The organism is Aequorivita sp. 609 (assembly GCF_014212065.1).
GTDB classification, from domain to species: domain Bacteria; phylum Bacteroidota; class Bacteroidia; order Flavobacteriales; family Flavobacteriaceae; genus Aequorivita; species Aequorivita sinensis.
The window spans coordinates 235,199-249,668 of the sequence record NZ_JACJVM010000034.1; the positions used below are offsets into that span (position 1 = coordinate 235,199).

The 14,470-nt window shown below is 34.7% G+C and carries 10 protein-coding genes; 7 read left to right on the forward strand and 3 right to left on the reverse strand.

Annotated features, from left to right (window positions below; translation table 11 throughout):
* Window positions 1-47: 47 nt before the first annotated feature.
* The 4 genes from H4O20_RS10515 to H4O20_RS10530 all read left to right on the forward strand — a co-directional run bounded on the left by H4O20_RS10515 (window position 48) and on the right by H4O20_RS10530 (window position 5,564).
* Window positions 48-821 (forward strand): DUF3108 domain-containing protein, encoded by a 774-nt coding sequence (locus H4O20_RS10515; protein WP_185099230.1) that lies wholly within the window; start codon window positions 48-50, stop codon window positions 819-821.
* Window positions 822-942: 121 nt separating this feature from the next.
* Window positions 943-2,166, forward strand: a complete 1,224-nt coding sequence (locus H4O20_RS10520) for a peptidoglycan DD-metalloendopeptidase family protein (protein ID WP_139854085.1) — start codon at window positions 943-945, stop codon at window positions 2,164-2,166.
* Window positions 2,167-2,347: 181 nt separating this feature from the next.
* On the forward strand, window positions 2,348-4,981 hold the full coding sequence (locus tag H4O20_RS10525) for a TonB-dependent receptor (RefSeq protein WP_139854086.1): 2,634 nt from the start codon (window positions 2,348-2,350) through the stop codon (window positions 4,979-4,981).
* Between the two features lie 142 nt (window positions 4,982-5,123).
* Window positions 5,124-5,564 carry a hypothetical protein gene (locus H4O20_RS10530; protein WP_139854087.1) on the forward strand — a complete coding sequence of 147 codons (441 nt, stop codon included), beginning with the start codon at window positions 5,124-5,126 and terminating at the stop codon, window positions 5,562-5,564.
* Between the two features lie 75 nt (window positions 5,565-5,639).
* Here the strand turns inward: H4O20_RS10530 and H4O20_RS10535 are convergent, their stop codons facing one another.
* The gene (locus H4O20_RS10535; protein ID WP_185099231.1) at window positions 5,640-6,689 is read right to left on the reverse strand and encodes an endonuclease/exonuclease/phosphatase family protein; all 1,050 of its coding nucleotides are present in this window, start codon (window positions 6,687-6,689) and stop codon (window positions 5,640-5,642) included.
* A gap of 122 nt (window positions 6,690-6,811) precedes the next feature.
* On the opposite strand from H4O20_RS10535, the gene H4O20_RS10540 reads away from it, so the two are divergent.
* From H4O20_RS10540 to H4O20_RS10550, 3 genes are all read left to right on the forward strand, one after another.
* Window positions 6,812-9,571, forward strand: a complete 2,760-nt coding sequence (locus H4O20_RS10540; protein WP_185099232.1) for a TonB-dependent receptor — start codon at window positions 6,812-6,814, stop codon at window positions 9,569-9,571.
* Between the two features lie 25 nt (window positions 9,572-9,596).
* Window positions 9,597-10,982: a DUF5689 domain-containing protein gene (locus H4O20_RS10545; protein WP_185099233.1), complete on the forward strand. Its 1,386-nt coding sequence runs from the start codon at window positions 9,597-9,599 to the stop codon at window positions 10,980-10,982.
* 79 nt (window positions 10,983-11,061) lie between these two features.
* Window positions 11,062-11,550 (forward strand): GNAT family N-acetyltransferase, encoded by a 489-nt coding sequence (locus tag H4O20_RS10550; RefSeq protein WP_185099234.1) that lies wholly within the window; start codon window positions 11,062-11,064, stop codon window positions 11,548-11,550.
* A gap of 70 nt (window positions 11,551-11,620) precedes the next feature.
* Here H4O20_RS10550 and H4O20_RS10555 read toward each other — a convergent pair whose 3' ends face one another.
* Window positions 11,621-13,513: an OmpA family protein gene (locus tag H4O20_RS10555; protein ID WP_185099235.1), complete on the reverse strand. Its 1,893-nt coding sequence runs from the start codon at window positions 13,511-13,513 to the stop codon at window positions 11,621-11,623.
* Between the two features lie 22 nt (window positions 13,514-13,535).
* Window positions 13,536-14,453, reverse strand: a complete 918-nt coding sequence (locus H4O20_RS10560) for a type IX secretion system membrane protein PorP/SprF (RefSeq protein WP_139854093.1) — start codon at window positions 14,451-14,453, stop codon at window positions 13,536-13,538.
* Window positions 14,454-14,470 lie beyond the last annotated feature (17 nt).

Here is a 14,470-nt window from a genome sequence, read left to right on the forward strand (position 1 = left end):
AACAGATGTTGTAATTCATATAATAAAAACATCTAAAGTCACATTTTATGAAGAAGCTAATCGTCCTTTTATTAATTTTTGGAAACACATTTTTACTTTCTGCACAAGAGAGAGCATATGGCGATGGCGAATACTTTAAATTTCGAGTTCATTACGGATTTGTAACAGCAGGTTATGCAACTCTAAATGTTAATAATGCTACTTTAAACGGCAAGGAAGTTTACCATGTTCGTGGATATGGTAAAACTGTAGGACTTTCAAAGTGGTTTTTTAAAGTTGAAGACGATTACCAATCGTATATAGATAAGAAAAAGGATATCCCTTACCGCTTTATCAGAAAAATTGATGAAGGTGGTTATACCAAAGATGTTCAAATAGACTTTAACCACAACACAAATAAAGCCACTGTAAACGACAAAAAGCACAACGAGACTTCTGTGTTTTCTTTCCCTAAAGAAACACAAGATATGATTTCAGCTTTTTATTATCTCAGAAACAAATTAGACACTGAAAACATCAAAGAAGGTGATATTGTTGAAATAAATATGTTTTTTGACAAAGAAAATTTTAAATTCAGGCTAAAATTCCTTGGTAAAGAAGTTTTAGATACTAATTTTGGGGCCGTTCGCACTTTAATATTTAGACCTTATGTACAATCTGGTAGAGTATTTAAAGAAAAAGAAAGTTTAACTGTTTGGATTAGTGACGATAACAACAAAATTCCGTTGTTAATCAAAGCCGATTTAGCAGTTGGTTCTTTAAAAGCGACATTAACTGAATTTAAAGGATTACAACACTCCTTTAAAATATTAGCGAAGTAATTTTTATTCTTCGCTAACCAGAAAATATTGAATAGCGTAAATTTTTTGATTAACTATTCAATATTTTTCTACAAAATGAGTTAGCCTAATTAAAGAATAATACAGAAAAATTTCCCCAGAATTGAAACACCTAATTGTAGCACTATTATCCCTTGTCTTATTCACTACCGCTTGTGAGAATACAAAAGACGATGTTAATGAAGTAGTTGAAAAACAAGAAGACCCTATTATCGAACAATATGGATATATCTTAAACGACTTTAATGTTGTTAGAGACACCATACGTAAAGGCGATACTTTCGGCGATATCCTAAGCGCAAATGGAATTTCGCAGGATAAAATCATGCAGGTTGCCACTAAATTTAGAGATAGTTTTGATGTGCGTAGAATAAGAGTAGGGAAACCTTATGTACTTCTAAATTCAAAAGATTCACTTAATAAAACACAAGTTTTTATTTACGAAAGCAATAAAATTAATTTTGCTGTTGTTGATTTTAGAGACTCACTTACTATTTACAATAGCCAAAAACCTGTTCGATACGAAGAAAAAGAAGCCTCAGGAATTATTACAAGTTCACTTTCGGCAACTATGGAAGAACAGAATTTAAGTCCATATATGACCGATCAACTTGCAAACATTTATGCCTGGACGATAAACTTTTTTAAATTACAGGCAGGAGATCGTTTTAAAGTAATTTATACCGAGCGTTATATAGACGATACAATTCCTGCGGGTTTAAAAGAAATTAAAGCAGCCTATTTTGAACACAATGGAAAGCCATTGTATGCTTTTAAATACGGCTCGGATTCCCTTGGTAAAATTTCAGGTTACTATGACGAAAACGCGAACAACCTTAAAAGAGCTTTCTTAAAATCACCAGTAAAATTTAGCAGAATTTCTTCTCGATACAATTTAAACAGACGTATTAAGTATTACGGCTTTAAGCTTAGACCTCATAAAGGAACCGATTTTGCAGCTCCTGTAGGCACCCCTATTTTAGCTACTGCCGATGGTGTAGTTACTAAATCTGAATACAGAGGCGGAAATGGAAATTACGTAAAAATACGACATAACGGCACTTACGAAACCCAATACCTACATATGAAAGCGCGAAAGGTAAAAGTAGGACAACACGTAAGCCAAGGAGATGTAATTGGTTGGATTGGAATGACAGGAAATACAAGTGGCCCTCATGTGTGCTATAGATTTTGGAAAAATGGAAAACAGGTAGATCCGTTTAAAGACGACACTCCATTTTCTGAACCACTTCCTAAAGCTTTACACGAAGAATATTTTGCAAATCTGATGCCAGTTAAAGACCAATTAGACTGCATCGTCTTTTAAACTCTAAAAATGTTAATAACCTTGTTATTAACTAACACGCAAATCCTCAAGGTATTATAGTTTAAATTTTATCTTTATTCAGCAGAAATATTCTCTTAACTATTTCTTAATGAAAATAGTTGGTAGTAACCCCTATAAGATTGTATTTTTGCCGAAATTTTTAAACCTAAAATTTAAATTCATGAAAAAACTATTACTTATTGTTTTTTTCCTTGGCAGCATTGCTGCTTTTTCACAAACAACGGTTACCGGTACGGTAGTCGATTCTGAAACTAACAGTCCGTTAGCTGGTGCTAACGTGGTTGAGACCGGCACAACAAATGGTGCCATCACCGATTTCGACGGAAACTTCACTTTGAAGACATCATCTAAAACGGGTACACTTACTATTTCATATATTGGCTACAATGTTCAAAAAGCACAATATAACGCTGTAGGAGGTTCTGCAAACCTAGGTACAGTTAAAATTACTGTAGACTCTGACGCACTTGAAGAAGTTGTGATTGTAGGTAAAGGTATTATCGACATGGCGAGAGATCGTCAAACACCTATTGCCGTATCTACAATTACATCTGCTGAAATTCAAGCTAAAGCTGTAGGTAACGTAGAATTCCCTGAGGCTATTAAAAGTACGCCTAGTGTTTACGTATCTAACCAAGCTGGAGGTTTTGGAGATTCACAAATGTTCTTACGTGGATTTGACCAAACAAACACTGCATTCCTTTTAAACGGACAGCCAATTAATGGTATGGAAGACGGAAGAATGTACTGGTCTAACTGGTCTGGTATGTCTGATGTTGCAAACGCAGTTCAGGTACAAAGAGGTTTAGGTTCTTCTAAACTGGCTATTTCGTCAGTAGGTGGAACTGTAAACATTGTATCTCGTGCAGCAGGAAGAAAACAAGGTGGTTTTGCTCGTTTTATGACTGGTAACGACAGCTACTTTAAAGGTACTTTTAGCTACGACTCTGGCTTACAAGGAAAGTGGGCTTATAGCATTATGATTGACCATTGGCAAGCACACAGAAAGTATTCTGATGGTACTGCAGGACAAGGACAAAACTATTTTATTGGTGTTGGATACGTACCAAACGATAAGCACTCTTTCAACTTATTGTTAACTGGTGCTCCACAATTCCATGACCAAAACTTCTCTAAGTCGTTAGAAGATTACGATTTATACGGAAAAAGATATAACAGTAACTCTGGTTTCTATAATGGAGAAAGATTTACATTAAGAAGAAACTACTACCACAAGCCAATTGCTAACCTTAACTGGGATTGGGAAATTAGCGACAAAACTAACTTATCTTCTGTGCTTTATGCATCTTGGGGACGTGGTGGAGGAACTGGCCCTGCTGGAAGCTCAAGAAACATTATCTATGACAACAATGGAAATGTAGATTTCGATGCTATTGAAGAAGCTAATATCGCTGGTGCTGATAACGGAATCGGAGGTTATGGAAATGGTTCATTGGCAAGAAGAATGTCAGTAAACAACCACAACTGGTATGGTTTCCTTACAAACCTTGAAACTGCTGTAAGTGATAACTTCACTTTCAATGTAGGTGTTGATACTCGTTTCTACAAAGGTAGCCACTGGTACCAAATGAATGACCTTTTAGGTCTTCAAGGATATGCTGATAACTTCGGTTACGGCGATTTAAGAGATAGCGATTACGTAATTAACGAAACTTTCGAAGCAAACCCTTGGTCTGCGCTATTCAACTCTGCTGACGAAGGACAGCGTTTTAACTACGATTATTCAGAATTCATCAACTACATCGGTGGTTTCGGACAAGCTGAATATAAGATTGACAACTTCTCTGCTTTTGTTCAAGGAGCTGTATCAACTCAAAGCTACCAAAGAGAAGGTCGTGCTACTGGTAAAGAAGTAGAAGGTGTAGACGGTCTTGGTAAATCTGCAAAGGTTAACAAAACTGGATACAACATCAAAGGAGGTATGGGTTACACATTTATCGAAAACAATACGGTTTTTGTTAATGCTGGATATTACTCAAGACAACCATTCCTAGATAATATCTTTGATGATATCAGAAACTCTAACTACATCTTAGATGGAGAAAACGAAATCGACAACGAAGAGATTTTAGGAGTTGAGGCTGGTTATAGACTACGTTCAGGAAACTTCTCTTTAGACTTAAATGCTTACTACACAAAATGGGGTAACAGATTCCTTTCTGGTGGATTTATTGAAGGTGATGAAACTTCCTCTAACCCAATTGAACAAGTTGACCGTTACCAAAAGTTTACTGGTATCACACAAGTTCATAAAGGATTCGAATTTGAAGGTAAATACCGTTACTCTAGCGACTTCATGATTAGAGCGTTTGGTAGTATTGGTAATTGGAAATACGATGGAGATTCTCCATTCCAAACTAGAGCTAGTGAAACTAACGAATTACTTGAAGAAGGTAACGTTAACTTAACTGGTACTAAAGTTGGTAATGCACCACAAACATCATTTGGTTTTGGTTTCAAATACACTATTGTAGATGGACTTAGCGTAGATGCAGATTATAACATCTATACTGATCTTTACGGATTCGTTGACGCAAGAGATGTAACTGAAGCTGCTTTCAAAAATGAAGTTTACCAAGCTGATCGTTTAAATGCTTATAGCGTATTAGACGCAGGTCTTTCTTACAAATTTGATTTTGGAGGAAGTGACTTAACATTCCGTGCAAACGTTTATAACGCTACAAACGAAATGTACTTAAGCCAAAAAGATTCTTACGGATACTACTACGGTAACGGAAGAACTTGGAACGCAAGTCTACGTTACGACTTCTAATACTCAGTATTATACATAATGAAAATGCCCCGGAATTCGGGGCATTTTTTATTCCTTGATATTTCAATCTGCAAATAATTGAGAACGCAAAAGAAGGTTTAAAAGGGTATAAATCTTATATTTGAAAAAAATAAAAAAAACTATGGCTAATACTCTACATTTTATTCATTCTTATTGGGCTTACTTAGTGCTACTAATTGTAGTACTAGCAACTATTAACGCATTGGCTGGATTCTTTTCAAAAAGAGAATACGGTGCAAAAGATTTTAGAATTTCTCTTTTTGCATTAATAGTTACCCATATCCAATTACTTATTGGAATTGTACTTTACGTTACTTCTCCATTAGGTTTACAAAACATCACAAACAATGGGATGGGTGTTGTTATGAAAGATTCTACTTTTAGACTATATGCAGTTGAGCATCCAATGATGATGATTTTAACTGTACTATTTATAACAATTGGTTATTCAAAACACAAAAAGAATTTACTTTCAAACAAAAAATTTAAAACACTTGCTATATTTTACACAATTGGATTAGTACTTATGCTAAGTAGAATTCCTTGGTCACAATGGTTTTAATAAAAGTTTCTAAAAAAACACAAGGCACTCTTAATTAAGAGTGCCTTTTTTATTTTACAAATAGCGTTAATCGATTTAATTTTTTTCTTTAATCAAATAAATATATACCGGAAAATGATCGCTATATCCTCCAGTAAACCCACCAGAAAAACTTCGAAAAGGATACCCTTTATAACGACCTCGTTGATTAATTAAATAATTTTTATTGAAGATCCCGGCTTTATAAAATCTATACGATGAATAATCTTTTATAGTTAATTCGGTAGATATAATTATCTGATCAAACAAATTCCAATTATCCCGGTAAGCAAGTGTCCCCTGACCTTTTTTGTATAATGCCTCCATTGGGTTGTAAAATTCTTTCAGTTTCAAATCTTTATTTCTACCCTTCACCTTGAGGGTCTTCTTAATACTTGGGTTTATAGGATCATCATTAAAATCCCCCATAGTTATAATTTTTGAATAAGGGTCTTCACTAAATAACGAATCTATAATTTTCTTATTAAGTTTAGCTGCACTAATTCTTTTGGGACGGCTTCTCTCTTCACCACCTCTACGCGAAGGCCAATGGTTAACAATAACACTAATTTTTTCACCATCTAACATTCCACTTACTAATAATTGATCACGGGTATACACACGTTTACTAGTATCCACATCGTCATAAATTAATAATTCCTTAGCTACATAGTTAATTGGAGTAAACAATTTTTTCTTGTAAAGAAGGGCGACATCAATCCCTCTACGGTCTGGACTATCAAAATGAACAATTCCATAATCGTCTTTCAACAAATGCTTATGGTTCACAAGATCTTCTAAAACTCGTCTATTCTCTATTTCGCATAACCCTATTAACGCTGGCGATGTTCCTGATTGATCTGCGCCTATTTCAGAAATGACCCTAGCAATATTGGCGATTTTAGCTTCGTATATTTCCTTGGTCCAATTGTTCTTGCCATCAGGAGTATAATCATCATCAAAAGTCAAGGGGTCATTTTCATAATCAAAAAGATTTTCAACATTGTAAAATGCTATAGTTAAAACTTTAAACTCTTTATTATTCTGACCAAACGAAGCAGAATTAATAAAAATAAAAAATATCAACGTATAAAGTAGAGACTTCATAATAAACTTTTAGCACACATTAATACTCGTCTAAGTTACTGAATTTGTGATAGTTATAAAATTAATTTATATTTGATTATTCAAACTAAGAGAAAGAACCATGACAAATAACTTTAAGCAGGATGAAATATATATTTTTAACATTTTGTGCAGCTTTATTTGCAGGGTTTTCAGCCTATTCGCAAGACAATTCCATTTCTGGAAAAGTTGTTGATACTTATTCTAGCGAACCTATATCTGAAGCTATAGTTAACATTCAAAACAGTGATTTTAGTACAGTAACAAATTCAGCGGGAGAATTCACTTTTCTACAAAAAAATCTCCCAGAAGGGGAACAAGTTATAAAAATTTCCAAACCAGGCTATAAAAGCATACAAATTCCAATAATAATTCAAATTGATAGATCTATACATTTAAAAGCTATTCTTTTAGAAGTAGATCTAGACGCACTTGAATCTGAAATTGGAGTTATAAGCCTGTCTGACGACCAATTAGACGAAGACGAAGGTACATCAGATAATATTTCAGGATTACTTCAAGCATCAAAAGATGTTTTCCTAAATGCGGCTTCTTATGATTTTAGTACTACATTTTTCCGTCCTAGAGGCTATAGTTCTGAACACGGTAAGCTATTGATTAATGGTTTAGAAATGAATAAAATGTACAATGGAAGACCGCAATGGAGCAATTGGGGCGGATTAAATGATGTACAGCGCAATCAGATGTTTTCAATGGGAATGTCTGCAAACGAATATAACTTTGGACACCTTGCTGGCACAACAAACATTATAATGCGAGCGTCTCAATACAGTAAGGGAGGACGCATATCCTACGCATCTAGTAACCGTAGTTACCGCGGGCGTATTATTGGTTCATATAACAGTGGTTTATCCAAAAATGGTTGGGCATATTCTGTGCTAATAGCAAGACGCTATGGCGATGAAGGTTATATAAATGGAACTTTGTACGATGCAAATTCATTTTTTGCCTCTGTAGAAAGGAAGTTGAGTAAACATCACAGCTTGAATTTAACTGCTTTTTACACACCCAACAGGCGTGGCAAATCTTCTCCAAACACCCAAGAGGTTTACGATTTAAAAGGAAATCAGTATAATTCATATTGGGGAAAACAAGATGGTGAAATCCGTAATTCTAGAATTAGAGAAGTGAAAGAACCTATTATAATGCTGAATCATTTCTGGAATATTTCTCCAAAAACAGAACTGAACACTAATATTGGTTATCAATTTGGAAAAACAGGAAATAGCCGCTTAGGGTATGACAATGTTCCTAATCCAGACCCAAGTTACTATAAAAATCTTCCAAGCTACTTTTTATCGGACCCTAACAATCCTGATTATGAGGGAGCTTATAGAGCCTATTCAAGCTTTGTAAATAATGGACAGGTTAATTGGCTTAATATGTATGAAACAAATATTCTTTACGGAGGAACATCCAGATATTATTTATACGAAGACAGAAACGATGATACACAGCTCGTAGCAAATACAATACTAAACTCTCGTCTATCCGATTATATTGAAATAAATGCTTCATTTAATTATAGAAATTTAAAATCTAACAACTTCGCCAGTATGAAGGATCTTTTAGGCGGTAATGAGTATTTAGATGTGGATACATTTAATTCAGGTGATGCAGCGCAAAACGATTTAAATAATCCAAATCGACTAATTGGTGTAGGTGATAAATTCAAATACAATTATGAAATTGATGCTACTGATTACAATGGTTTCGTTCAAGCACAGTTTTCCTATTCAGCAGTAGACTTTTATTTCGCAGCTAAAGCAGGGAAAACTAATTATCAACGAAACGGTCTATATCGCAACGGTTCCTATCCTGATACAAATGAATCTTTTGGGAAAAGCAAGAAATTAAATTTTACAACTTATGGCGCTAAGGCTGGATTTACCTATAAATTAACTGCAAGGCACGCTCTCGAACTAAACACGGCTTATTTCACAAGTGCTCCTACAACACGTAATTCATTTTCAAATTCACGCCAAAACAATAGTACTGTAATTGGGTTAGCAGAAGAGAAAAACATAAATGTCGATGGCAATTACATATTGCGATTTCCATTTATAAAAGCGCGTTTGTCGGGATACTACACTTTAATGCAAGATGGCTCAGAGATTTCCTTTTATTATGCCGACGGAATTTCAGTTCCTGGGAGATCTTCTACTACAGCTTTTGTGCAAGAAGTGCTTACTGGTGTAGGAAAGAAAAATATAGGAGCTGAATTAGGTATTGAAGCTCAAGTTACACCTACTATTAAATTAAAAGCCGCCGCCGCATATGGAGAAAATACCTACAATAGTAATCCGGATCTTTACATCACTTCAGATGACTTAGATGAGCCCCGCTTTTTTGGAAAATCTTTTCTTAAAAATTATAAAATTGCCGGAGGACCTCAACAAGCTTATCAATTAGGTTTTGAATACCGCGATCCAAGATTTTGGTGGTTTGGAGCTACTGCTAATTACTTCAATCAGGCATATATCAATATATCTCCTCTTACTCGCACCGAAAATTTCTATTTAGATAATGACGGAATGCCCTTTAACGATTATGACCCAGAAAAAGCACGACAATTACTAAAACAGGAAAAGTTCGACCCATATATGTTGGTGAACATAGTAGGCGGAAAATCCTGGAGGGTTAAAGGTAAATACGTCGGATTTTTTGCTGTAGTTTCTAATATTTTAAATAAGCAGTATAAAACAGGTGGCTTTGAGCAAGGTAGAAATTCAAATTATAGAACCCTATCTGCAGACACTGCCAATGACACACCCGTATTTGGATCAAAATACTGGTATGGATACGGAACTACTTATTATATAAATGCTTACATCCGATTTTGATTAAGAACAGTAATTTTTTTTAATTATGAAAAATTTAAAAAACATAAAACTAATAAGCCTTTTATTCCTTCTAGGGATAATGGGAGCCTCCTGTGTTCAAGACGATGATTATAATGTTCCCGAAATAAATGTAGAAGAGCCGAATGTTGATGTAAATACCACTATTGAAACTATTAAAAGAATTTATCGAGGATACGAACCAAAAATTATCGAAGCTGGTGAAGGTTCTTCACGAGAGTTATACTTAGCAGCTTATGCTATCTCAAGCGATGAAACTGGTAATTTCTATAAGTCATTAGTTATTCAGGATTTACCTGAAAATCCAAATGCAGGAGTGGCAATTTCTACTGAAGCAACGAATTTATATACAAAATATGAACCTGGACGAAAGATATATTTTCGTGTTGATGGCTTGTATATCGGTGAATATGCTGGACTACCCACGATTGGGATTCTTGATGGAGATGAAGTTGGACGAATAAATGTCGAAGATTTTGAAGATAGAATTTTGCGTTCTACTGAGAAAGTTGAAATTCAACCGCAGACAATTACCATTTCACAAGCAAATGACAATGATACAAACGAAGTATTTCTTAACACCTTAGTGAAATTTGAAAATGTCCAATTTCCTGAAGGCCTCGCGGGAATTGCGCATTACGGAAATCCAGGAAACACCTATAGTGTAAACAGACAGTTAGAAAATTGTGATGAAGAAACTATAGTGCTAAGAACTAGCGGATATTCCGATTTCAAAGGATTATTGCTCCCCGAAGGAAACGGAGAAATAACTGCTATTTTAAGTCGATTTAATAATGATGTACAGCTATTTATCCGCGATATTGATGATGTGAATATGAATAACGAAAGGTGTAATTTAAGCGGAAATGGTGAAATATTTGATCTGCCTTTTTTTCAAGACTTTGAAAGTCACAATTCAGGTGCTGGAATTCCTTTAGACATTGAAGGTTGGACAAATGTAAATGTAAATGGCGGAACGAGAGTATTTGAAGTAATGGAGTTTAATTCCAATAATTACACACAAACCTCTGCATATAATTCTGGTGAAAGTCCATACGAAGTTTGGTTGGTAACACCTGGTATACGATTACCAAGCGATTCGTCCCCGATTCTTACTTTCGACACCAATGACGGCTTCTATAATGGAGAAGCATTAACTATAAAAATAGCCACAGACTTTGATGGAGACGTTTTAACCGCAGAATGGACAAGCTTGGATGCAGACATATCCGCTGGAAATTCCAATGGCTACGGCGCGGAATTCACGCCTTCTGGAGATATTGATCTTTCGACATATGCAGGGGAAATAGTATATATTGGTTTTCAGTATTTAGGGGCGTCGAATGGTATAACAACCACCTATCAAATAGATAATATTTCTGTAATTGAATAAACCTAAAGAAATTATCGAATACAGAAATGCTAAATTTTAATTCTATAACTTTATACTATTCATTTAAACGCACCTTACTATGATTTCCGAAAGATTGATCTTTAATCATTACACCTTCAGTGATTTTGAAGATTACTTTCAATTGGTGAGTAATATCGATGTAATGAAAATGGTTACTGGCCGTCCAGCTGAAGAAAGTGAAGCTCGAGAAAGGTTTGAGAATATGCTAAGTGATAATGTGAAAAATTTAATTATCGGAAGGTTTAAAGTAACCCTTAAAAGTAATGGAAGTTTTGTAGGGCATGCAAAGCTCGAGATGACAAAGAAAAATGAAGCAGAAATAGGATATTTGCTAATGCCTGAATTTTGGGGCAAAGGTTATGGTTCTGAAATTGCACACAGCATGGTAAACTTGGGCAAGCAGATTGAGGATATTCACACATTAGTCGCAATTATAGATCCTGAAAATGTAGCATCTCAAAAAATCTTGATGAATCAAGGGTTCGAATGGGATTACGATGGCGATTATCATGGTTTACCTGCTGCTTACTATAAATTTAAAATATAAAAAAGCCCTTACAATATTTAATTGTAAGGGCTTTTAAATTGGTTGGTTATTTATCTAAGTTATCTAAAAATTATCTTTTTTGGATAATGAATTCAGAACGTCTGTTTTGTTGATGTTCATCATTTGTACAATTACCACCACAATCTACAGCTGGTCTACTTTCACCAAAGCCTTCACCACTAATTCTGTCTTTAGAAATTCCTTTCGAAATTACATATTGTACAGTACTCTTAGCTCTTCTATCAGAAAGATTTAAGTTGTATGCAGCGCTTCCACGGTTATCAGTATGTCCTTCAACTTTAATAACCATATTTTCGTTTTTCTTCATCAACTCAACAAGTTTATCAAGTTCGAAAGCAGCTTGTGGTTTTATATTGTGTCTATCGAAATCGAAATAAATAGTATTAAGTTTCACAATGTTTCCTTCAACTATATCATCGATAGGACGAAGTGCAATTGTAATGTTCTCTTCACCTTCATTAAATCCAGCTACGGTTTCAGCATTGCTTTCATATCCTTCTTTAAACGCTTGAACAACGTGATCTTGATCACAAACAACTAATACTTCACTGATTCCATCAGCATCTGTGCTTTGGCTCTTCAATTTATTTTCACGGTTATCGTAAAGATCAATTCTAGCATCAGAAATAGGTTCATTTGTAGAAGCATCTACCACTAAAACGTTTATAGGTAAATCGCAAGATTCAATTTTCTTTATTTTATAGATATCGTCGCTTCCTTTTCCACCTGCACGGTTAGAAGACACGTACCCTTCTTCTGTTTCAGGATTAAAAGAAAAAGCAAAATCATCACTACTACTATTAATACCTAAGCCTAAATTTTTAACTTCTCCAAATCCATTTCCTTTAGCTGGAGCAGAAAACACATCTAATCCTCCAAGACCTAAATGAGCATCACTTGAGAAATAAAGAGTACCGTTCGCATCAACGAAAGGGAAAACCTCTCTACCTTCAGTATTAATTCCTTCACCTAAGTTTTCAGGTTCACCAAAAGTTCCATCTTCATTGATAGCTACTTTATACAAATCGGCATTCCCCATTCCACCTGGTCGGTCGCTTGAGAAATAAAGCGTTTTACCATCTGGACTAATTGCTGGATGACTAGAAGAAAATTCTTTACTGTTAAATGGCGCAGACTGAATATTTCCCCATTCACCATTTACTTTTTCAGCATAAAAGATGTTTAATTCATTAATCCCTTGTTCACTTTTTTTGTATTTTCCATTGAAATAATCATTTCTATCAAAATACATACGTGTACCATCAGGAGTAATAGCCACAGAACTTTCGTGAAATCTAGTATTTATTTCATCGTTTAAAAGTTTTGCATTTTTTACAACATCATTTTCAATTGTTGCTTTATATAAATCTAAAAATGGTTCATCGTTTAAATCATAATTCTTACGAAGTATATTTCTACTCGATGAAAAATACAGTTCATTATCTACAACAGTACCACCAAATTCTGAATATCTTGTATTTATCTCTTCTAAATTTACGGCTTCAAACTTTTGGTTTTTTTCATCTGCAATACGGGGAAGGTAATTTGGGTCTTGCATAAAGGCAATAGCACGAGAATCTTGAGGTCTCAGCTTTGCATATTCCTTCATATACTTATTGTATTCTGAAAACTTCCCGTTGGCCTTAAGTACTTGTGCATAATTATAAACAGACTCTGGATCTGCATCAAGTCTTTTTACAACTCTTTTATAGAAAATTTCAGCATTTTTAGTGTCATTAATATTGTAATAACTATTTGCTAAACGCTCTAATACATAAGTGCTTTCATCACCCCTTTTTACAAGTCTGTGATACTCATCTATGGCGTCGTTATACTGTAGCCTTTCGTAAAATTCGTCGGCTGTCTTGGTTTTAAAATTCTGGGCGGTAAGCGTCGAGGTACTTACGGCCATTAATAAAAATATTATATATATATTTTTCATATTAAATGAAATTAGTTAGTTATTAGAAGAATCTAGGTGAACGTAAAACTTTTGGTTTTAGATTCAGATCGAATGTTAGTATAAGCTCGTGAGAAGCTGGCCCTACAATTTTCAGATCAGAAGTTACGTGATCGTATGCATATCCAAAACGAAGATCAGGTGTAATATTTACTCCGAATAATGCACTAAAAGAATCATCTACTCTGTAAGACCCTCCAATTTCAATCATGTCAAAGAACAAAAAGTTCAGGTTGGCATCCCATGAAACAGGGGCATCAAATGCAGATTTCACCATCACAGAAGGCTTAAGTTTGAAAGCTTCTGAAACTTGGAATACATAACCTGCTGTTGCAAAAAAGTGATTTGTTTCAGATCCGTATTTGATTCCATTTTCATCTAAATGAACAGACTTCATTAAGTTAGGCACTGAAAGACCAACATAAAAATTTTCTCCGTATAAGAATGCTCCTGCACCAAAATTAGGATAAGTATTATTTATGTTTTCTGAAAACATTGGATCGTCTGGATGCTGAAGTTCTAAACTTGAAAGGCCTACATCGTGGAAAGTTGCACCAGCTTTAAGACCAAGTGCTAAATTTACTGTATTTCCTAAGTGTAGCGTATAAGAAAAGTCTGCGTAAACATTCGTTTCTTTTACTGGTCCAATTTCATCTCTAATTGCGGAAAGCCCTAATCCAATATTTCTTCCAATTGGACTGTGTCCAGAAAATGTAAAAGAAACTGGGTTTCCTTCTAATCCATGCCATTGATTTCTATACAAGGCTGTAAGCGATAAGCTTTCTTTAGAACCTGCATATGCGGGGTTAACCACGTTCATATTGTACATGTACTGAGTATATTGAGGGTCTTGCTGTGCTTGTGATTCTTGCAACAGCAATACCGTCATAAGTACTGTTAAGATATATATATGTTTTTTCATTTTTATCTATTTGGTAG

Bases quoted from the DNA above. Each gene is read 5' to 3' on its own strand.
- H4O20_RS10540 (WP_185099232.1), top strand. From the start codon at position 6,812: ATGAAATATATATTTTTAACATTTTGTGCAGCTTTATTTGCAGGGTTT.
- H4O20_RS10560 (WP_139854093.1), bottom strand. From the start codon at position 14,453: ATGAAAAAACATATATATATCTTAACAGTACTTATGACGGTATTGCTG.
- H4O20_RS10555 (WP_185099235.1), bottom strand. From the start codon at position 13,513: ATGAAAAATATATATATAATATTTTTATTAATGGCCGTAAGTACCTCG.
- H4O20_RS10545 (WP_185099233.1), top strand. From the start codon at position 9,597: ATGAAAAATTTAAAAAACATAAAACTAATAAGCCTTTTATTCCTTCTA.
- H4O20_RS10530 (WP_139854087.1), top strand. From the start codon at position 5,124: ATGGCTAATACTCTACATTTTATTCATTCTTATTGGGCTTACTTAGTG.
- H4O20_RS10525 (WP_139854086.1), top strand. From the start codon at position 2,348: ATGAAAAAACTATTACTTATTGTTTTTTTCCTTGGCAGCATTGCTGCT.
- H4O20_RS10550 (WP_185099234.1), top strand. From the start codon at position 11,062: ATGATTTCCGAAAGATTGATCTTTAATCATTACACCTTCAGTGATTTT.
- H4O20_RS10515 (WP_185099230.1), top strand. From the start codon at position 48: ATGAAGAAGCTAATCGTCCTTTTATTAATTTTTGGAAACACATTTTTA.
- H4O20_RS10535 (WP_185099231.1), bottom strand. From the start codon at position 6,689: ATGAAGTCTCTACTTTATACGTTGATATTTTTTATTTTTATTAATTCT.